Raw genomic sequence first — 19,350 nt, forward strand, 5'->3', positions numbered from 1 at the left:
GGTGCCCCGCCGGACCCCCCGCCGTTTCTGTCCCCCATCGCCACAGCACCCTGTTTGGGGTGCGCATGAAAAAAATGTTCGCCTTTCGGGAATAGCGGCGCATCTGAAGCGTTTTCGGCAATGATCACCCATGAGGATGGACAGGATGACCGATCAGGGCGCGGAAATCGCCTTCCGGCGCGAGCTGGTGGGGTTGGTGCCAAAGCTCAGGCGCTTTGCGCTGAGCCTTGCAGGCCATATGCAGGATGCGGATGATCTGGTGCAGGCGGCCTGCGAAAAGGCGCTGAAAAACCGCAGCCAGTTCCAGCCGGGCAGCCGGATGGACAGCTGGATGTATCGCATCGTCCAGACGCTGTGGCTGGATGACCGGCGCCGTCACAAGGTGCGTGGCACCTCGATTGATCCCGAGGACGCGCATCTGTCGGATGGCGGAAAGGCCGCCAGCCTGCCCGAAGACCGCATGATGCTGGCCAAGGTGCGTGTCGCCATGGGCAGCCTGCCCGAAGGCCAGCGCGAGGTTCTGTCGCTTGTCGCGATCGAGGGGTTGAGCTACCGCGAAACCGCCGATGTACTGGGCCTGCCCATCGGCACAGTGATGAGCCGCCTGTCCCGCGCCCGCGACAGTCTGCTTCCGAAACTTGGCCTCGCCGAAGGACACCGCCAATGACCCGCAAACCGATGATCGACAAGGACCGGCTGGCCGCCTTCGCCGATGGCGAACTGTCGCCCGAAGAGGCCGCCGCCGTGGTCATGCATCTGGCCGACCACCCCGAGGATCAGGCCTGGGTGGACGAGGTGATGGCGGCGAACATGGCGCTGGCGCGGGCCTTCGCTGCGCCGATGGCAGAGCCGGTGCCGGATCGCTTTCAGGCGCTGATCCTGCCCGATGCCGACCCTGCGGCGCATGTGGTCGCGTTCCGCCCCCGCTGGTCCATGCCCCGGATCTGGGCCGGGGCCGCGCTCGCTCTGGCTGCGGCGCTGGCGGTGATGGCGGTCCTGCCCGAGCCAGACGCCGGGCTGCGCGTCGGCCCGGTAGCGGCGGGTTCGGCGCTGGAGACGGCGCTGATGGCCCAGGCCTCGGGCGCGGTGCAGCCGCTGGGCGAGGCCGGGCAGTTGACCATCCTTGCCACGCTGCCCGCGACCGGCGGGTATTGCCGCGAGTTTGAACTGGTCGCACCAGAGACGGGGGATATTCAACTGGGTCTGGCCTGCCGCGCAGGAACGGGATGGGCGGTGGATGTGCTGCTGGCCGAAACCGCCGCAACCGGGGGCGAGACGGCCTCGGGCTATCTGCCCGCCTCGGGCAACGATGCGGGCGCGATTGATCCCTGGCTGGATCGGCGCGGGGCGGGCATGGCGCTTTCCGCCGACGAGGAAGCCGCGCTGATCCAGCATGGCTGGTCATCCTGAGGGGGCCACCGGCACGACAGACCGCGCGCCTCGCCTGTCATGGGCGGGGCGCCATGCTTTTACGGCCTGCCGTCCGGGCAATCTCGGGATCTATTATTCTTTGTAAAATAGAGAGATAGGTGGAATAGATCCCGGGCTGCGGCGTTGTTCTGGTACGAAACCCAAACCAATGGAGAGTGCCATGAAAGTCTTCAAAACCCTGCTGACCGCCGTGATCGTGACCGCGACCGCCACCTTGCCGGGCATCGCCGCCCCCTTCGCCAAGGGACACCCCGCGCTGGTCGTGCCGCTGGGCACCTTCCTGTCCGACGATCCCGTTGAACAGGTGCATTTCCTTGTGAAAAAGAAGAAGGGCGGCAAGAAACCCTTCACCCGCGATCACCGCGACGATGACGACCGGGACGATGACCGCCGCTCGCGCGGCAATTCGAACAGTTCCAGCAATTCCAACTCCAACAGTTCGAGCAATTCGTCTTCCAACAGTTCCAGCAATTCCTCGTCGAACTCCTCGTCGAACAGTTCCTCCAACAATGATCGCGACGACGATTGATCGCGCCGGACACCAGACTGAAAGGGCCGCGAGAGTTCCTCGCGGCCTTGCCTGTTTTGGGGCAGGCAGATCGGCCCGACAGGATGGCGCATGGCGTGGCGGTGCCCAAACAAAAGACCGCAGGGTCACCTGCGGTCTGTGTCACCCCGGGGGGCGCCTGTCCCCGGGTCTAGCGCTTGGCCCGTGCCTGCTGGCGATACCAGCCCTCCTGCGCCTGCGTGTTGCGCAGGATCTTTTGCCGCGTCTCGGCCTCGACCGTAGTTTCGGCGCGGATCTCGGCGGGCAGTTCGGCGCTGTCGCGGCGGAACGGGATTACCTGTGCCAGCGGCGACCCCTTTTCGATCACATGCAGCCCATCCTCGCCGATGGCGAAGAACGGAAAATGGATGGGCGCGCGGTAGGTGTCGGTATCGACGATCCCGGCCACGATCTCGATCACGCCATTCGGGCGGTTCAGCGGGTTGACGAACAGGCAGCTCCAGCCCGGCGGGGTGGTGATGGTCCAGTAATTATGCACCTTGCAGGGCGGGCGCGGCCCCCACGGGTTGCCTTTCACCTGATGTGCGCCGTGGTTCGAAACCATGCTGCGGTCGAAATCCCAGCCCGCATCGACCCGCGCGCCCCCCTCGGAAATCTCAAGCCGCACGGTGGCGGCAAAGGGGATGATCCAGCCGGTGGTCATCGCGTCCAGAAACGGCAGGCAGCGCTTGACGGTCAGCCCGCTGTCATTCCGCGCCAGCTTTGCGTCATCGACGGCGGGCAGGCGGCGGAACCAGTGGGGCAGATAGGCCTTGGACGGCACCGGCGGCGCAATGACACCGTGATCTGCCGGGGCGCAGGTGAAGCGGATGGCGGGGGCAGGGCGTTTGCGGAACATGTCATCCTCCTGGAAACCATGCCGCACAACGCGTGGAAGGGCGATCTATTCCCCCGGCGGCAGGATTGCGGGTGCCGCAGGTCTTTCGGCGGCGGGCAGGGCGGGGCACAGCGCGCCCGCCTGCAGCAGCCCGTGGCCAAACACATCGTCGCGCCCCGTATCGCCCGAATCCCGGGCGGTGCCCGCAAGCCGCGCCGCAACCTCCTCCGAGCCAAGTGCGGGGGCCTGTGCCAGAACCAGCGCGGCGGCGGCGGTCACGAAGGGCGTTGCAAACGAGGTGCCGGTCTGCGCGCGCGCCCCGCGGATCGAGGTGGCCAGCAAAAGCCCCACCCCGGGCGCCGCCAGATCGACCTCCGCCCCGCGCTGCGCTGCCCGGTACACCCGCCCGCGCGAATCCAGCGCGGTGACGCCGATCACCCCCGCATAGGCGGCAGGATAGGCGACCGGTTGCTGCGCGCCGCCATTGCCCACGGCAGCCACCAGCACCATGCTGCGGTCTTCGATCAGCCGGCGCACCATGGTTTCAAGCGCGGTATTGGCTGGCCCGGCCAGCGACAGGTTCACCACCCGCACCCCGTGGCTGTCCATCAGGTCAAGCCCGCGCAACAGGGCCACGACATCGGCCCGCTCGTCCCGCCCGGCGCGGGTGAAGACATCGACCACCACATAGCGCGCCTCGGGCAGCAGCCCTTCGACCCGCGATCCCGGGCGGCCCGCCAGCACGGACAGGACCGCCGTGCCATGCACCTTGGCCGACGGATCTCCACCTTCGGCTGCAAGGCCCTGCACGTCGATCCTTGCGCCGGTCAGCAGGTCATGCGTCTGGTTTACGCCGGTGTCGATCACGCCGATCACGGGCGGCACCGCGCACCGCGCCGCCCGCGCTGCGGCGTCGGGCCAGCCGACCAGCGCATGGGACTGGCAGTTGCCATGGCGGCAATCGGCGGGGGCGGGCGATGGGGCGGCGGCGGGCAGGATGTCCTGTCCGCTGCGGTAATAGTGGTTGAAATCCGCCGTCCCGCCACTGGGCAGGGCGCGCACCCGGTCCCGGGCGGTGGTCAGCGTCACCCCGGGCGGCGGGGCAAAGCGGTGCAGGTCGCGGCCGAACCCGGGCAAGGCCCGCGTCTCGATCAGCGCGAAGCCTTCCCCCAGCAAGACCGCCGCATCCCCTGCCGTCAGGCCGAGCGTCACGATCTCGGGCGCGAATGTCGGGGGCGGGGGCACCGGCGCGGGCGCGATCACCCGAGGGGCGACCCGGCGCTGCCGCAGCGGGGCAGGGCCCCCCCGCCCCTGCGCGCGGGCGGTCGGCCTGTCGCCATTCCCCCGGTCATCGTCATCACGCCCGCCATCATCATCGTCGTCGTCTGCCCAGGCCGCGCCCATCGACGGGTCAGGCCCACCGGCCCAAGGCGTGGCACCCGCCATCGCAGTGATCAACAGCAGTATGGTCAAGCGGGTCAGGGCAGGGCGGTTCATGGCGATGCGTATCCGTGGCTGAACGTCGTGGATTGCAACAACGTGTGTCACACAGATCTAGTCCATCCGCGCCCCGATGACAGGGCCTGCTGCCCGACCCGCCCCGTCGCCGCCGCCTTCGGCCATACCCTCCCCCATTCCGCGTGGATATTTTCAACGGAGGGCTGAGAAAGGCTTGCGGTGCGGGGGCGGGCGCGGCAGGAGAAGGGCATGAGTGAACGGGCTTTCCTGAATGTGGCGGCGTCGCTGACCGGGCGGCGCTGGGTTGGGCCGGGGGCCGAGGCCGAGCGGATGGCGGAAGCCATGGCGCAGGTGACGCGCCTGCCCTTGGCGCTGTGCCTGACGCTGGTGAAGCGCGACGTGGCACCCGAGGCGGCGGCGGCCTATCTCGCCCCCGCCCTGCGCGATCTGCTGCCCGATCCGCTGAGCTTGCGGGATATGGGCCGCGCGGCGGAGCGGTTTCTGGCTGCCGTGGCGCGGCGCGAACGGATTGCGATCTTTGCCGATTACGATGTGGATGGCGGATCGTCCGCCGCCCTGCTGCTGGTCTGGCTGCGTGCGATGGGGCGGCAGGCCACGCTTTATATCCCCGACCGGATCGACGAGGGCTATGGCCCGAACGTGCCGGCCATGCAGGCGCTTGCGGCGACGCATGACCTGATCCTCTGTGTCGATTGCGGCACCCTGAGCCACGAGCCGATTGCGGCCGCCAAGGGGGCGGATGTGGTGGTGCTGGATCACCATCTGGGTGGCGAGACGCTGCCCGAGGCGCTGGCCGTGGTGAACCCCAACCGGCAGGACGAGGATGGATCTCTGGCGCATCTCTGTGCCGCCTCGGTGGTGTTTCTGCTGCTGGTCGAGGCGAACCGGCGGTTGCGCGCCGAAGGGGTTGCCGGGCCGGATCTGATGGCGCTGCTGGATCTGGTGGCGCTGGCCACGGTGGCGGATGTGGCGCCACTGATCGGGGTGAACCGGGCTTTCGTGCGTCAGGGGCTGCGCGTGATGGCCCGGCGCGAGCGGGTTGGCCTGCGGGCGCTGGCCGATGTGGCGCGGATGGATACGGCGCCCACCCCCTATGCGCTGGGCTTCCTGCTGGGGCCGCGGGTTAATGCGGGTGGGCGAATCGGCCAGGCCGATCTGGGCGCGCGGCTGCTGGCCACCGATGACCCCGCCGAAGCCGCAGCTTTGGCCGAACGTCTGGATGTGCTGAACACCGAACGGCGCGACATCGAGGCGGCGGTGCGGGCGGCGGCGCTGGCGCAGGCCGAGGCGCGGGGGCTGGACGGGCCGCTGGTCTGGGCGGCGGGTGCAGGCTGGCATCCCGGCGTGGTGGGCATCGTGGCGGCGCGGCTGAAAGAGGCGACCAACCGGCCTGCGGTGGTGATCGGGCTGGAAGGCGGCATCGGCAAGGGGTCGGCCCGGTCGGTCAGCGGCGTCGATCTGGGCGCGGCGGTGCAACGCTGTGCCGCCGAGGGGCTGTTGCTGAAGGGCGGCGGGCACAAGATGGCCGCCGGGCTGACGGTGGCAGAAGATCAGTTGGAAGCGGCAATGGCGCGGCTGGGCGAATTGCTGGCCAAGCAGGGCGCGGGGGCCGGCGGGCCTGCCGATCTGCGGCTGGATGGCTTGCTGGCACCGGGCGCGGCCACGCTGGCACTGGTAGAGCAGTTGGAAGAGGCCGGGCCCTTTGGCGCCGCCTCGCCCGCCCCGCGATTCGCCTTCGCCGATTGCGCGGTGCAGGCGCGGCGGATCGGCGAAAGCCATCTGCGGCTGACCTTCGGCGACGGGCTGGGCGCCAAGCTGGAAGCCATCGCCTTCGGCGCCTTTGACGGGCCTTTGGGGCCTGCCCTGCTGGATCCGGGGCACCAGCGGTTCCATCTGGCGGGCAAGCTGGAACTGAACACCTATGGCGGGCGCACGAAGGTTCAGTTGCGGCTGGAAGACGCCGCCCGCGCCTGATCGCCATGCGGCGCAAAACGCACGCATTTTTCCTCTTGCGCCCGTCATGCCACTGACATAGATAGCGCCTCACCAAGCGCGGTCCGTTCGTCTATCGGTTAGGACACCAGGTTTTCAACCTGGGAAGAGGGGTTCGACTCCCCTACGGACTGCCATTTTCCCTTCTGATCCTCTGGTGCGAACAGGCTTTACGAAGCTTGTATGCAGTATATCCGGCGCTGCGTCCGGCACCGGCCCGGGCTCTGCGCTGCCATGTCTCTGCTCAGCCCGCCGCCTTGCCCAGCAATTCCAGCACCCTTGGCCCCAGATGCGCCACGATCTTGCCCACGCCTTCGGCATTGGGGTGGATGCCATCCGCCTGCATCAGCGGCTGAAGGCTGGCCGGATCGCTGGCGCCGAGGCCTGCCATGAAGTTCGGCTCCATCAACGCGCCGTATTGGCGGGCGAGATCGGGGAAGATCGCGTCGAAGCTGGCCTTGTAGTCGGGGCCGTAATTGGCCGGGCCGGGCAGGCCGATCAGCAGCACGGGCAGGTTGCGCGCCTGCGCTGCCGCAAGGATCGCCTCCAGATTGGCGCGGGTCGTCGCCGGGTCCAGCCCGCGCAGCAGGTCGTTGCCGCCCAGCGTGACGATCAGCGCATCGGTTTGCGGCGTCAGCGACCAATCCAGCCGCGACAGCCCACCCGCCGAGGTATCACCCGACACGCCCGCATTCACGATTCGGGCGTCAGAACCATGTTCGGCCAGCCAGGCCTGCAGTTGCGGCACAAGGCCCTGGCCCTCGGGCAAACCATAACCCGCCGTCAGGCTGTCGCCGAGCGCCACGATCTCCAGCGGTTCGGCTTCCGCAAGGGAAACCGACAATGCCAGTACGATCAGGGCTTTGCCAAGGGTGAGGCGCGCCCCATATCCGAGGGAAGCGAGGCGAAAGGCAGGCAACATGGGCGATCCGATTCTGGCACTGGACAAGGCGCAGCTGACATTGGCGGGAAATGCCGGGCCGGTCGAGATCTTGCGGGGCATCACACTGACAGTTGAACGGGGCGAGACGGTGGGGCTGGTCGGCCCGTCCGGCTCTGGCAAGTCCTCGCTCCTGATGCTGATGGGCGGGTTGGAGCGGGCAACCGGCGGGCAGGTGCGCGCGCTGGGGCAGGATCTGGGCGCGATGGGCGAGGATGCGCTGGCCCGCTTTCGCCGGGGCAACATGGGCGTGGTGTTCCAGAGTTTCCACCTGATCCCCACGATGACCGCACTGGAAAATGTCGCCGTGCCGCTGGAACTGGCGGGGGCGAAGGATGCCTTCGCCCGGGCCGAGGCGGAACTGGTGGCGGTGGGGCTGGGCAAGCGGCTGGATCACTATCCGGCGCAGATGTCGGGGGGCGAGCAGCAGCGCGTCGCCCTGGCCCGCGCCGCCGTGCCGCGCCCGGCGATCCTGCTGGCGGATGAACCGACCGGAAATCTGGATGGCGTGAACGGCGCCGCGATCATGGATCTGCTGTTCGGCCTGCGCGACATGCACGGGGCGACGCTGGTGCTGGTGACCCATGCGCCAGAGCTTGCGGCGCGTTGTGACCGGATCGTGCGGTTGGTCGATGGGCGGGTGAGCGCATGAGCTGGCCCTTGGCGGCGCGGCTGGCGCGCCGGGAATTGCGCGGCGGGATCAAGGGGTTCCGCATCTTTCTGGCCTGTCTGGCGCTGGGTGTGGCGGCGATTGCCGCCGTGGGCATGGTGCGCGGCGCGATCGAGGCGGGGTTGCGCGATCAGGGTGCGGTGCTGCTGGGCGGCGATGCGCAGATGGAATTCACCTATCGCTACGCCGACGCCGCCGAACTGGCCTTCATGGCCAGCATTGCCGACCGCGTGTCGCAGGTGGTCAGCTTCCGCTCGATGATCGCGCTGGGCGAGGATCGGGCGCTGACGCAGGTGCAGGCGGTGGATGATCTCTATCCGCTGATCGGGCAGGTGGAGCTTGATCCGGCCGTGCCGCTGGCGCAGGCGCTGGCGGGCGGTGGCGGTCTGCCCGGCGCGGTGGTGGACCGCGTGCTGATGGACCGGCTGGGCCTGCAGCCCGGCGATGTGCTGCGGTTGGGCACGCAGGACTTCCGGCTGGGGGCCGCACTGTTGCGGATGCCCGACAGTGCGACCGGCGGCTTCAGCCTTGGCCCGCCAATGATCGTGTATACAAAGGATCTGGCACAGTCGGGGCTGATCGTGCCCGGCTCGCTGTATGAAACCCAATACCGGCTGGATCTGCCACCGGGCGCCGATCTGGCGGCGGTGCAGGCGCAGGCCGAGGCGCGGTTCACCGATACCGGCCTGCGCTGGTCCGACAGCCGCCGCGCCACCCCGGGGGTGGAGCGGTTTGTCGAGCGGATCGGCTCTTTCCTCGTGCTGGTGGGTCTGGCCGGGCTGGCGGTGGGGGGCGTCGGTGTCTCCAGCGCCGTGCGGGCCTATCTGGAGGGCAAGGTGCCGGTGATCGCCACGCTGAAGACGCTGGGTGCAGAGGGGCGGCTGATCTTCCGCACCTATCTGTTGCAGATCGGCGCCTTGGCGGGCTTGGGCATCGCGGCGGGGCTGGGCCTTGGCGCGCTGGTGCCGCTGCTGGCGGGGCCGGTGATCGCGGCCTCGCTGCCGTTTCCGGTGGCCTTTGCCGTGTACCCGCAACCGCTGCTGGAGGCGGGGTTCTATGGCGCGGTGACGGCGCTGCTGTTCACCCTTTGGCCGCTGGCGCGGGTGGAGCGGGTGCGGGCGGCGGCGCTGTATCGCGGGGCGGGGCAGGCGGGGTGGCCGCGCCCGCTGCTGCTGGCGGCACTTGCGGGCTTGGCGATGCTGCTGGTGGGCGGCGCGGTGGCGCTGTCGGGCGCGCGCGGACTGGCGCTGGGCACGGCGGGCGGCGTGGTGGCGGCGCTGCTGGTGCTGGCGCTGGCCGGTTGGGCGGCGCGGCGGCTGGCGCGGGCAGGGGCCCGGCGGGCGCGGGGGGCGGTGGCCTTGCGCGCGGCGCTGGGGGCGATTGCCGCGCCACGGGGCGAGGCGATGGCGGTGATCCTGTCCTTGGGGCTGGGGCTGTCGGTGCTGGCGGCGGTGGGGCAGATCGACGCCAACCTGCGCGCCGCCATTGACCGCGATCTGCCGGTGCGGGCGCCCGCCTATTTCTTCGTCGATATTCAGGCCGATCAGATCGAGGGCTTTCTGGCACGGGTGCAGGCCGATCCGGCGATCACCCGCGTCGAAAGCGCGCCGATGCTGCGCGGGGTGCTGACGCAGATCAATGGCCGCCCCGCGCGCGAGGTGGCGGGCGAACATTGGGTGGTGCGCGGCGACCGGGGCCTGACCTATGCCGCAGCCCCGCCCGCAAATACCAAGGTGGTGGCCGGCGCCTGGTGGCCCGAGGATTACGCGGGCCCGCCGCAGGTCAGCTTTGCCGCCGAAGAGGCCGCCGAGATCGGGCTGAAGCTGGGCGATACCGTCACGGTCAATGTGCTGGGCCGCGACATCGCCGCCACGATCACCAGCCTGCGCGAGGTCGATTTTTCCAGCGCCGGGATGGGGTTCGTGATGACGATGAACCCTGCCGCGCTGGCGGGGGCACCGCATACCCATATCGCCACGATCTATGCCCCGCCCGAGGCCGAGGCGCGCATCCTGCGCGATCTGGCCGGGCAATGGCCCAATATCACCGCGATCCGGGTGCGCGACGCCATCGACCGGGTGACCGAGGCGCTGGATGCCATTGCCACAGCCACAGCCTGGGCAGCGGCGGCGGTGCTGGTCACCGGCTTTGTCGTGCTGATCGGCGCGGCGGCGGCGGGCGAACGCGCCCGGGTCTACGAGGCGGCGGTGCTGAAAGTGCTGGGCGCCACGCGTGGCCGCATCCTGTGGAGCTTTGGCTTGCGCGCCGCCCTGATGGGGGCTGCGGCGGGGCTGGTCGCCATCGGCGCAGGCGCCGTGGCGGGCTGGGCGGTGATGGTGCTGGTGATGGACAGCGCCTACAGTTTCGAGCCGGTCTCGGCGCTGGCCATCGTGGCGGGCGGGGTGCTGGTCACGCTGCTGGCTGGCATCGCCTTCGCCTGGCGGCCGCTGGCGGCCCGCCCCGCGCAGGTCTTGCGCTCTGCCGAATAGCTTGCGCCAGATCAGGGTTCTGCCGCAGGGTTTCTGGCAAGCTGATGCATCATGGAGGGGGGACATATGCTGGAGTATCGGGTCAGCGCGCGGCGGATCGACGCGCATGGATCAGAGGCGCGGGCGAAAGAGGCCGTGCTGGTGCTGGATACCGATCTGGCCGGGCGGGCGGATGCGCTGAACCCGGCAGAGCTTTTGCTGGCCGCGCTGGCCGCCTGTATCCTCAAAGGGGTGGAGCGGGTGATGCCGATCCTGAACTTTCAGCTTTCTGCCGTATCGGTGCGCCTGCATGGCGTCCGGCAGGACAGCCCGCCCCGGTTGCAGCGCATCACCTATGAGCTTCTGGTGGACACGGCGGAAAGCGATCACCGGCTTGATCTGCTGCTGCGCAATGTGCAGAAATTCGGCACGATCCACAACACGCTGGCCCCGGCGGTGGAACTGGTGGGAACGGTGCGCCGGGCTTGAAAAAGCCCCGCCGAAGGATCGGCGGGGCAGGTCTGGCGGAAAGGCCAGAGGGAGCGGGGTCAGACGCTTTCGGAGAGCCACGCGCGGAAGGCCGCGGTGACATCCGGGTCGCCATCCACCAGATATTGCGGCGCCGGATAGCGCGCTGAATGCACATCGGCGACATATTCGCCGAAAGCGGCGACCCGTTCGCCTTGCAGCCGCGCATATTCCGCCGCGAAATCGCGATAGCGTTTGGCATGGCGCGGCACATGGCCGGTATTCTGGCCCAGCACGTCATCGGCAAACAGATATTGTGCATGTCCACCCGCGCCCGCGCCCATCGAGATCAGGAACAGATCGGTATGGTCGGCAATCGCATCGGTGATCGAATGGGGCACCACCTCGATCTCCACCGCGAAGGCCCCGGCCTCCTCCAGCGCGCGGCACTGGGCGAAGACGCTCTGCGCCTGATCCAGCGTCTTGCCCACCGCCTTGAACCCGCCGGTCCAGGTGGCCTTCGACGGGATCAGCCCGACATGGCCACAGACCGGCACCGCATGGTCGGCCAACAGCCGCACCGCCGCCACGCTGCCCGAACAATAGACCGCATCCGCGCCATGGCGCAGCATGGTCAGCGCCCAGTCCAGCATCTTGTCCGGCCCGCCGATGTTGAAGAAATTGTCGCCGGGGCAGGCAAAGGCATGGGGGGCCACAGCGCGAAAGCGCGGGTGCATCAGCAGGGCCGCGGGCACCGACAGAAGTTCGACCCCCGCCTGCGCCGCCGCCTCGGCCTCGTCCAGCGTCTCGACCCGCAGCATGGCATATTGGTGCTTGCCGCGATTGGCGCGCAGATCGGCCACCGTGGGACGGCGGCTCATTCCGCCACCTGCACGAAAACCTGACCGCTTTCCACCTTCACCGGATAGGTGCGCAGCGCCTCGCAGACCGGGGCGCGTTTGGCAGCACCCGTGCGATAGTCGAACTGGCCGTTATGCTTGGGACACTCGATCAGGTGCCCCATCACCAGCCCGTCGCACAGGTGCACATCCTCATGCGTGCAGCGTCCGGCGGTGGCGAAAAACTCCCCCTCGGGCGAGTGGTAGATGGCGAAGGTCTGGGCGCCGTGATCGAAGCGGATCACGTCTTCTTCGTCGATGTCATCGGTGGCGCAGGCAGCGATCCATTGGGGCATGGTTTGTCCTTTCATTCGGCGGCGGTGCCAAGGGCGGCAGCGTGGAAATCGTCACGGTAGGGGCGGGCGCCAAGCGGCAGATCACGGCGCACGAAGTAATCCTCGTTGGCCAACTGGCGGCGCAGGGCGGGCCACATCTCGGCAAAGCCTGCGGCGATGGAGCGGTTGGGCGCGGGCAGATCATGCTTGATCAGATCATGCAGCTTGGGCAGCGCGTGATAGGGCACCATCGGGAACATGTGGTGTTCCACATGGTAATTCATGTTCCAGTAGATGAAGCGGCTGACCGGGTTCATATAGACGGTGCGCGAATTCAGCCGGTGGTCGTTCACATTGTCGGCCAGCCCGCCATGCTGCAACAGCCCGGTCATCACATGATGCCACGCGCCATACAGCCGCGGCAGACCGATCGCCATCAGCGGCAGGATCGAGCCCATCCAGACCGCAAGCGCAATCGTCGCGGCATAGATCAGCAGCCAGATCCGGGCGACGCGGATCACCTTGGGCTGTTCGCTGTCTGGGATGAACGTGCGCTCCTCGGCATCCAGCCGCCCGCTGGCATTCCGCAGCATCCGGCCCCAGCCGGTGATCGCGTCGAAAATGCCGAAGAAATTGGCGATGACCTTGAAGAACACCGGCGGGCGCATCACCGCTATTTCCGGGTCGCGGCCCACGATCACCGTATCGGTGTGGTGGCGCGCATGGCTCCACCGCCAGGTCACCGGGTTGCGGATCATGCAGAAACTGGCCACCTGATACAGCGCGTTGTTCATCCACGGCGTCTTGAAGGCGGTGCCATGGCTGCATTCATGCCAGCGCGAATCCATCGCCGATCCGTAAAGCACGCCGTAAACGGCCCAGAACGGCAGCGCCCACAGCGAGGGCCACAGCGCCCAGCCAAGGCCCGCGCAGACGATCATCGTGCCGAACAGCAGCGCCGTGTCGCGCAGCGCCGGGCCGTCGCGGCGCTGCATCAGTTCCTTCATCACCTTGCGCGGCACCTCGGTATGATACCACTCTGCCGCCGCCAGCCCGGTTTCCACCGCGCGCAGGGCATCCGGCCCCAGAAGGCTGTAATCGCGTTTTCCCATTGTGAAACTCCCCTGACGGGCGCCGCCACCCTCCCGGCAGGGCGCCCTGATGCGGTGCAGGATAGGCGCCTTGCGATTCTCTGCAATCGGGGGGCTGGTGTTTCTCGTCGCAAATCGTCATAATCCAAGCGGTAAAATGACGAAAAATCATCAGGTGCAGCATGGCGCGACGGCCCGGAATGGTGGAACTGGCACAGGCGGCAGGGGTGTCGGTCGCCACGGTGGATCGGGTGCTGAACGGGCGCGAAAAGGTGAAACCCGATACCGTCGCCCGGGTGCATGACGCCGCATTGCGCATCGGCCACCCGGCGGCGCGGCGCATCGCGCCCTTGGCCGCCGACCTGCCGGAACTGCGCTTCGGCGTGGTGCTGCACAAACAGGGGCAGGAATTCTACAAGGCCTTCGCCGAGGCGCTGCACCGCGCCGTGGCCGAATTGCCGGGGGTGCGCGGGCGGCTGCTGCTGGAATTTTCCGCCTCGCAGGCGCCGTCGGAAATGGCGGGGCTGCTGCGCTCGATGGCCGGGCGCTGCGATGTGCTGGCGGCCACGGCGGTCAACCACCCCGAGGTGACGGCGGCGGTAGAGGAATTGCACGGGCAGGGGCTGGCGGTGTTTTCGCTGCTGTCGGATTTCGCGCAGGGCGCGCGGGCGGGCTATCTGGGGCTGAACAATCTCAAGGTCGGGCGCACTGCCGCCTGGATGATGAGCCTTGCCGCACCGGAGCCGGGCAAGGTGGCGGTGTTCGTGGGCGGGCATCGCTGGCATGGGCACGATCTGCGCGAAACCGGCTTTCGCGCCTACTTGCGCGAATCCGCGCCGCAGCTTGCGGTGCTGGAACCGCTGGTGAACCTTGAAACCCGGCAACTCACCTACGAGGCGACGCTGGGCCTGCTGGCCCGCCAGCCCGACCTGCGCGGCGTCTATGTGGCAGGCGGCGGGATGGAGGGGGCGATTGCCGCGCTGCGCGAGGCGGGGGCCGGGACGGGGGGCAGGGCAGGGCGGCAGGTCGCCCTGATCGTCTCGGCGCTGACCCCCGAATCGCGGGCGGGGCTGGCCGAAGGCGTGGTGACGCTGGTCATCGACACCCCGCTTGACAAGCTGTGCCGGGCATTGATGGCGCAGATGCGCGACACGGTGCAGGCCGGGGCGCCGCCCAATGGCGTGCAGATCTTTCTGCCCCCCGATCTGCATGTGGCGGAATCGATCTGAAACAGATTGGAATTTTTTTGTTGAAATGATCCATAAATAGAATATCAATTCCATCCAAGCGGCAGGGGCATCCCTGCATCACGGGGGAATCACGGATATGCTGCCTTTCGCCTTGAACCACATGACAACGCCGCGGCTGGACTGGCAGGCCTTTGTCGATCTGGCCGCCCGTCTGGGCTGTGTGGGGGTGGAGTTTCGCAACGATCTGCCGGGCGCGCTGTTTCAGGGCGCCGATCCGGCAGAGGTCGGCGCGGCGGTCCGGGCACGCGGGCTGCGCTTTCTGGCGCTGGCCGAGGTGAAGATGTTCAACGACTGGTCCGACGCCAAACGCGCCGAGGCCGAGGCGCTGATGCAGATCGCCGTGGTCGCTGGGGCCGAGGCGGTCAGCCTGATCCCGCGCAATGACGGTGTGGCGACGGATCGCGCCGAAAGCCGCGCCGTCACCGAAACTGCGCTGCGGGAAATCCTGCCGATGCTGCGCCACTACGGCCTGAAGGCGATGGTCGAGCCGCTGGGCTTCGAGGTCTGCTCGCTGCGCTACAAGGATATTCTGGCCGAGGCCATCGCGGCAGTCGGCGGCGAAGGCACCTACTGGATGGTGCATGACACCTTCCACCACCACCTCGCCGGGGGCGGGCCGCTGTTCCCGGAACTGACGGGCATCGTTCATGTCTCGGGCGTGGTCGATCCTGCGGTGGCGGTGGTCGACATGCGTGACCCGCATCGCGTTCTGGTCGATGCGCAGGACCGGCTGGGCAATGTGGCGCAGATCGCCGCACTGCGCGGCGCCGGTTACACCGGCCCGATCAGCTTTGAACCCTTCGCGCCGCAGGTTCATGCGCTGCAAGACGCTTTCGCCCCGCTGCAAGCCTCGATGGGGTTCATCGACGCGGGCGTGGCACAACTGCGCGCCGCCTGAGGCGCCAGACAGAGACAGCCGCCTCGGGGAGGGGCGGTCCGGTTGGGACGGAACGGGTGCGCCGGACACCCTAGTGGAGGAACGAGAATGAAAAAGACCCTGATGATGGCGAGCTTCGCTTCGCTGATGGCGACCACCGCAATGGCCGAGAATATCGGCGTGTCGATGGCACTGTTCGACGACAACTTCCTGACCGTGCTGCGCAACGGCATGACCGAATATGCCGGTACGCTGGACGGCGTGACCCTTCAGGTCGAAGATGCGGGCAATGATGTGGCCAAGCAGCTTGACCAGATCAACAACTTCATCGCCTCGGGCGTCAGCGCCATCGTGGTGAACCCGGTCGATACCTCGGCCACACAGGCCATGTCCGATGCCGCCGCCGCCGCAGGCATCCCGCTGGTCTATGTGAACCGCGAGCCGATCAACGTCGCCACCCTGCCCGACAATCAGGCCTTCGTCGCGTCGAACGAGGCCGATTCCGGTACGCTGGAAACGCAAGAGGTCTGCCGCATCCTGAAAGAAGCAGGCAAGACCGAGGCGAATATCTATGTCATCATGGGCGAACTGTCGAACCAGGCCGCCGTGATGCGCACCAAGGACATCCATGACGTGATTGCCACGCCGGACTGTTCGTTCATGAAGATCATCGACGAACAGACCTCGAACTGGCAGCGCGATCAGGCGCAGACCCTGATGACCAACTGGCTGTCCACCGGCACCGCCTTCGATGCCGTGATCGCCAACAATGACGAAAGCGCCATCGGCGCCATCCAGGCGATGAAAGCCTCGGGCGTTGATATGGCCTCGGTCGTGGTGGGCGGTGTGGATGCCACGCAAGACGCGCTGGCGGCCATGGCGGCAGGCGATCTGGATGTGACGGTGTTCCAGGATGCCGCCGGTCAAGGCAAGGGCTCGATCGACGCAGCGCTGAAACTGGCGCGGGGCGAGGCGGTGGACCAGAAGGTCTATATCCCGTTCCAGCTCGTCACCCCGGCCAACATGGCAGAGTTCCAGACCAAGAACTGAGCGCCACGCGCAGCCACACAGGGGGGCGGCCAGCGCCGCCTCCCTTTCGCTTGAAGCGCCCGCAGCGCATGCGGGCGCGCCTGAGACCATCGACCTGACCAAGGGGAGGGGAAGGACATGACGGGGATTACCGCCGCCGGCCTGACGGGCGCATCCGCCCATCGCAAACGCCCGGCTGAACTGAACGTGCTGCTGGGCCTGATCGCCATCATCGCAGTCTTTGAACTTCTGGGCTGGCTGCTGGTCGGCCAAAGCTTCCTGCTGAACAAGCAGCGGCTGATGATCATCATCCTGCAGGTGTCCATTGTCGGCATCATCTCGGTCGGGGTGACGCAGGTCATCATCACCGGCGGGATAGATCTGTCCTCCGGCTCGGTCGTGGGCGCCACGGCCATGATCGCCATGAGCTTCGCCCAGGCCTCCACCGGCCCGGCGCCGGTCTATGCCGGACTGACCGACCTGCCGGTGCTGGTGCCGGTGGCGGTGGGGCTGGGCATGGGGGCGCTGGCGGGCGTGGTGAACGGCTCGCTCATCGCCTATACCAAGATCCCGCCCTTCATCGCCACGCTGGGCATGATGGTGGCGGCACGCGGCATCTCCAAATGGTATACCAACGGCAAGCCGGTCTCGTTCCCGACCGACAGCTATGCGATGATCGGCAAGGGCATCATGCCTGTGGTGATCTTCGCGCTGATCGCCCTGCTGTTCCATCTGGCGCTGAAATACACGCTCTACGGCAAGCACACCTATGCCATCGGCTCGAACACCGAGGCGGCGCGGATTTCCGGCATCAAGGTCGAACGCCATATCGTGCTGGTCTATGCCATCGCGGGTCTGCTGGCCGGTCTGGCCGCCATCGTCGTGTCGTCCAAGAACCTGACGGCGCAGGCGGGCATGGGGATGATGTATGAACTCGACGCCATCGCCATGGCCGTGATCGGCGGCGTGTCGCTGTCCGGCGGGCGCGGCTCCATCATCGGCACGGTGCTGGGGGCGCTGATCTTCGGGGTGATCATCTCGGGGTTCACCTTCCTGCGCATCGACGCCTACTATCAGGAAATGATCAAGGGTGTGATCATCGTGGTGGCCGTGGTCGCCGACGTGGCCCGCCAGCGCAAGCGCAGCCGGTCGTGAGGGAGGGGAAACCATGAGCGACATCATTCTCGAAACCCGGGGCCTGACAAAGCGTTACGGTGGTGTTCACGCCCTGACCGATGCCAATTTCGTGCTGCGCAAGGGCGAACATATCGCCGTGGTGGGCGATAACGGCGCGGGCAAATCGACCTTCGTCCGCCAGATCACCGCCGTGGAACAGCGCAGCGCCGGGCAGGTGTTCTTCGACGGGCAGGAGGTGAACTTCACCGGCCCGCTGGAGGCGCGCGAATCCGGCATCGAAACCGTGTTCCAGAACCTCGCCCTCGCCGATGACCTCGACGTGCCCTCCAACCTCTATCTCGGGCGCGAGATCATCAAGTTTCCGCTCGGGCCGTTTTCCATCCTCGACCGCAAGGCGATGCGCGAACGCACCCTGCGCGCACTGGAAGCGACGGCGGTGAAAATCCCCAATGTGGACAACACCATCCGCAACATGAGCGGCGGCCAGCGCCAATGCGTGGCCATCGCCCGCGCGGCGGCCTTCGCCTCCAAGCTCATCATCATGGATGAACCCACGGCGGCGCTGGGCGTGCAGGAAACCGCGCAGGTGGAAAACATCATCCGCGGCCTGAAAGACCGGGGCGTGCCGCTGATCCTGATCAGCCACAACCTGCGGCAGGTCTTCGATCTGATGGACCGCATCGTGGTGTTCCGCCGGGGCCGCATCGTGGCCAGCCTGCACAAGGACGAAACCGACGGCAACGACATCGTGTCCTATATCACCGGGGTCAAGGGTGGCTCTGACGCCTCTTATGCCTGATCCTGCGGCCTCGGTTGTGGGGATGACCGGGGCCGTGGTGGATTTCGATCAAAACGTCTCCGGGGCCCACCCGGAGTGACCAACCGGCCCGCAGGGCCAACCTTGTGAGGACAAGATGACTGTCAAATTCGGGCTTCTGGGCGCAGGCCGCATCGGCAAGGTCCATGCCAAGGCGATCACCGGCGATGCGCAGGCGCAACTGGTGGCGGTGGCCGATGCCTTTCCCGCCGCCGCGCAGGCGATTGCCGCGCAATATGGCTGCGACATCCGCTCCATCGAGGCGATTGAAACCGCCACCGACATCGACGCCGTGGTGATCTGCACCCCGACCGACACCCATGCCGACCTGATCGAACGCTTCGTGAAGGCGGGCAAGGCGGTGTTCTGCGAAAAGCCCATCGACCTGTCGCTGGCGCGGGTGAAATCCTGTCTCGACGTGGTGCGCGCCCACAAAGGCACGCTGATGGTGGGCTTCAACCGCCGCTTCGATCCGCATTTCAAGGCGGTGCGGGCCGAGATCGACAAGGGCACCATCGGGGACGTGGAAATGGTGGTGATCGTGTCGCGCGATCCCGGCGCGCCGCCGATCGACTATATCGGCCGGTCCGGCGGCATCTTCCGCGACATGACGATCCATGATTTCGACATGGCGCGCTTCCTCTTGGGCGAAGAGGTGACCGAGGTTGCCGCCACCGCCGCCGTGCTGGTCGATCCGGCCATCGGCGCCGCAGGCGATTTCGACTCGGTTCAGGTCATGCTGAAAACCGCCTCGGGCAAGCAGGCGATGATCTCCAACTCGCGCCGCGCCACCTATGGCTACGACCAGCGGATCGAGATTCACGGCTCGCTGGGCGCCGTCAGCGCGGAAAACCAGCGCCCGGTCTCCATCGAGGTGGCCAGTGCCGCAGGCTATACCCGCCCGCCGCTGCACGACTTCTTCATGACCCGCTATACCGAGGCCTATGCCGCCGAAATCGCCAGTTTCATCGCGGCGCTGTCGGGCAAGGGCACGGCGTCACCCTCGGGCGAAGATGGCCTGATCGCGCTGGCCTTGGCCGATGCGGCGGTGAAATCGGTCGCCGAAAAGCGCACCGTTCTGCTCAGCGAGATCCTGTAACGGGCCACAGGTCTCGCATCCCGCAGGGGGCCGCCTCCCCGGC

General features: G+C 67.4%; 19 protein-coding genes and 1 tRNA gene. 14 read left to right on the forward strand and 6 right to left on the reverse strand.

The annotated features are described in order from the left end of the window. The first annotated feature begins 145 nt into the window (after nucleotides 1-145). The 3 genes from BMX43_RS14935 to BMX43_RS14945 all read left to right on the forward strand — a co-directional run bounded on the left by BMX43_RS14935 (nucleotide 146) and on the right by BMX43_RS14945 (nucleotide 1,960). Complete coding sequence (locus tag BMX43_RS14935; protein WP_091302775.1) at nucleotides 146-667, forward strand: RNA polymerase sigma factor; 522 nt, start codon at nucleotides 146-148, stop codon at nucleotides 665-667. After that, the gene (locus tag BMX43_RS14940; protein WP_091302777.1) at nucleotides 664-1,410 is read left to right on the forward strand and encodes an anti-sigma factor family protein; all 747 of its coding nucleotides are present in this window, start codon (nucleotides 664-666) and stop codon (nucleotides 1,408-1,410) included. Before BMX43_RS14935 ends, BMX43_RS14940 begins: the two co-directional genes overlap by 4 nt. 181 nt (nucleotides 1,411-1,591) lie before the next feature. Further along, nucleotides 1,592-1,960: a hypothetical protein gene (locus BMX43_RS14945; RefSeq protein ID WP_091302778.1), complete on the forward strand. Its 369-nt coding sequence runs from the start codon at nucleotides 1,592-1,594 to the stop codon at nucleotides 1,958-1,960. Nucleotides 1,961-2,129: 169 nt separating this feature from the next. Here BMX43_RS14945 and BMX43_RS14950 read toward each other — a convergent pair whose 3' ends face one another. Both BMX43_RS14950 and BMX43_RS14955 read right to left on the reverse strand, forming a co-directional pair. Beyond that, the gene (locus tag BMX43_RS14950; RefSeq protein WP_091302779.1) at nucleotides 2,130-2,837 is read right to left on the reverse strand and encodes a DUF6065 family protein; all 708 of its coding nucleotides are present in this window, start codon (nucleotides 2,835-2,837) and stop codon (nucleotides 2,130-2,132) included. Nucleotides 2,838-2,882: 45 nt separating this feature from the next. Further along, a complete protein-coding gene (locus tag BMX43_RS14955; protein ID WP_091302781.1) occupies nucleotides 2,883-4,313 on the reverse strand; it encodes a S8 family serine peptidase in 1,431 nt (476 codons plus the stop codon). A 210-nt stretch (nucleotides 4,314-4,523) separates the two neighbouring features. Here BMX43_RS14955 and recJ point away from each other — a divergent pair, with 210 nt between their 5' ends. Then, complete coding sequence (gene recJ, locus BMX43_RS14960; RefSeq protein ID WP_091302783.1) at nucleotides 4,524-6,269, forward strand: single-stranded-DNA-specific exonuclease RecJ; 1,746 nt, start codon at nucleotides 4,524-4,526, stop codon at nucleotides 6,267-6,269. An 80-nt stretch (nucleotides 6,270-6,349) separates the two neighbouring features. Further along, a tRNA-Glu gene (locus tag BMX43_RS14965) sits at nucleotides 6,350-6,424 on the forward strand. Nucleotides 6,425-6,531: 107 nt separating this feature from the next. Here BMX43_RS14965 and BMX43_RS14970 read toward each other — a convergent pair. Further along, nucleotides 6,532-7,209, reverse strand: coding sequence for an arylesterase (locus BMX43_RS14970; RefSeq protein WP_091302785.1), 678 nt, complete (start codon nucleotides 7,207-7,209; stop codon nucleotides 6,532-6,534). On the opposite strand from BMX43_RS14970, the gene BMX43_RS14975 reads away from it, so the two are divergent. The 3 genes from BMX43_RS14975 (at nucleotide 7,208) to BMX43_RS14985 (ending at nucleotide 10,854) form a co-directional block, all read left to right on the forward strand. Beyond that, complete coding sequence (locus BMX43_RS14975; RefSeq protein WP_091302786.1) at nucleotides 7,208-7,879, forward strand: ABC transporter ATP-binding protein; 672 nt, start codon at nucleotides 7,208-7,210, stop codon at nucleotides 7,877-7,879. The genes BMX43_RS14970 and BMX43_RS14975 overlap by 2 nt on opposite strands. Beyond that, nucleotides 7,876-10,386: an ABC transporter permease gene (locus BMX43_RS14980; RefSeq protein ID WP_091302788.1), complete on the forward strand. Its 2,511-nt coding sequence runs from the start codon at nucleotides 7,876-7,878 to the stop codon at nucleotides 10,384-10,386. Before BMX43_RS14975 ends, BMX43_RS14980 begins: the two co-directional genes overlap by 4 nt. 66 nt (nucleotides 10,387-10,452) lie before the next feature. Beyond that, on the forward strand, nucleotides 10,453-10,854 hold the full coding sequence (locus tag BMX43_RS14985; protein WP_091302790.1) for an OsmC family protein: 402 nt from the start codon (nucleotides 10,453-10,455) through the stop codon (nucleotides 10,852-10,854). Between the two features lie 59 nt (nucleotides 10,855-10,913). Here the strand turns inward: BMX43_RS14985 and BMX43_RS14990 are convergent, their stop codons facing one another. From BMX43_RS14990 to BMX43_RS15000, 3 genes are read right to left on the reverse strand one after another with little or no spacing between them, the layout of a single operon-like run. Next, nucleotides 10,914-11,714, reverse strand: a complete 801-nt coding sequence (locus BMX43_RS14990) for a 3-methyl-2-oxobutanoate hydroxymethyltransferase (RefSeq protein ID WP_091302792.1) — start codon at nucleotides 11,712-11,714, stop codon at nucleotides 10,914-10,916. Further along, complete coding sequence (locus BMX43_RS14995) at nucleotides 11,711-12,028, reverse strand: MocE family 2Fe-2S type ferredoxin (RefSeq protein ID WP_091302892.1); 318 nt, start codon at nucleotides 12,026-12,028, stop codon at nucleotides 11,711-11,713. Before BMX43_RS14995 ends, BMX43_RS14990 begins: the two co-directional genes overlap by 4 nt. A gap of 11 nt (nucleotides 12,029-12,039) precedes the next feature. Beyond that, nucleotides 12,040-13,119, reverse strand: coding sequence for a fatty acid desaturase family protein (locus BMX43_RS15000; RefSeq protein ID WP_091302794.1), 1,080 nt, complete (start codon nucleotides 13,117-13,119; stop codon nucleotides 12,040-12,042). A gap of 161 nt (nucleotides 13,120-13,280) precedes the next feature. On the opposite strand from BMX43_RS15000, the gene BMX43_RS15005 reads away from it, so the two are divergent. From BMX43_RS15005 to iolG, 6 genes are all read left to right on the forward strand, one after another. After that, nucleotides 13,281-14,327, forward strand: coding sequence for a LacI family DNA-binding transcriptional regulator (locus BMX43_RS15005; protein ID WP_091302796.1), 1,047 nt, complete (start codon nucleotides 13,281-13,283; stop codon nucleotides 14,325-14,327). 97 nt (nucleotides 14,328-14,424) lie between these two features. Beyond that, nucleotides 14,425-15,246 carry a TIM barrel protein gene (locus tag BMX43_RS15010; RefSeq protein WP_091302798.1) on the forward strand — a complete coding sequence of 274 codons (822 nt, stop codon included), beginning with the start codon at nucleotides 14,425-14,427 and terminating at the stop codon, nucleotides 15,244-15,246. Between the two features lie 87 nt (nucleotides 15,247-15,333). Then, nucleotides 15,334-16,275 (forward strand): sugar ABC transporter substrate-binding protein, encoded by a 942-nt coding sequence (locus BMX43_RS15015; protein ID WP_091302800.1) that lies wholly within the window; start codon nucleotides 15,334-15,336, stop codon nucleotides 16,273-16,275. Between the two features lie 117 nt (nucleotides 16,276-16,392). After that, complete coding sequence (locus BMX43_RS15020) at nucleotides 16,393-17,409, forward strand: ABC transporter permease (protein ID WP_091302801.1); 1,017 nt, start codon at nucleotides 16,393-16,395, stop codon at nucleotides 17,407-17,409. A 13-nt stretch (nucleotides 17,410-17,422) separates the two neighbouring features. Beyond that, nucleotides 17,423-18,190, forward strand: coding sequence for an ATP-binding cassette domain-containing protein (locus BMX43_RS15025; protein WP_091302803.1), 768 nt, complete (start codon nucleotides 17,423-17,425; stop codon nucleotides 18,188-18,190). A gap of 115 nt (nucleotides 18,191-18,305) precedes the next feature. Further along, nucleotides 18,306-19,307 carry an inositol 2-dehydrogenase gene (iolG, locus tag BMX43_RS15030; RefSeq protein ID WP_091302805.1) on the forward strand — a complete coding sequence of 334 codons (1,002 nt, stop codon included), beginning with the start codon at nucleotides 18,306-18,308 and terminating at the stop codon, nucleotides 19,305-19,307. Nucleotides 19,308-19,350: the final 43 nt, after the last annotated feature.

It is taken from the genome of Gemmobacter aquatilis, assembly GCF_900110025.1.
GTDB lineage: Bacteria > Pseudomonadota > Alphaproteobacteria > Rhodobacterales > Rhodobacteraceae > Gemmobacter > Gemmobacter aquatilis.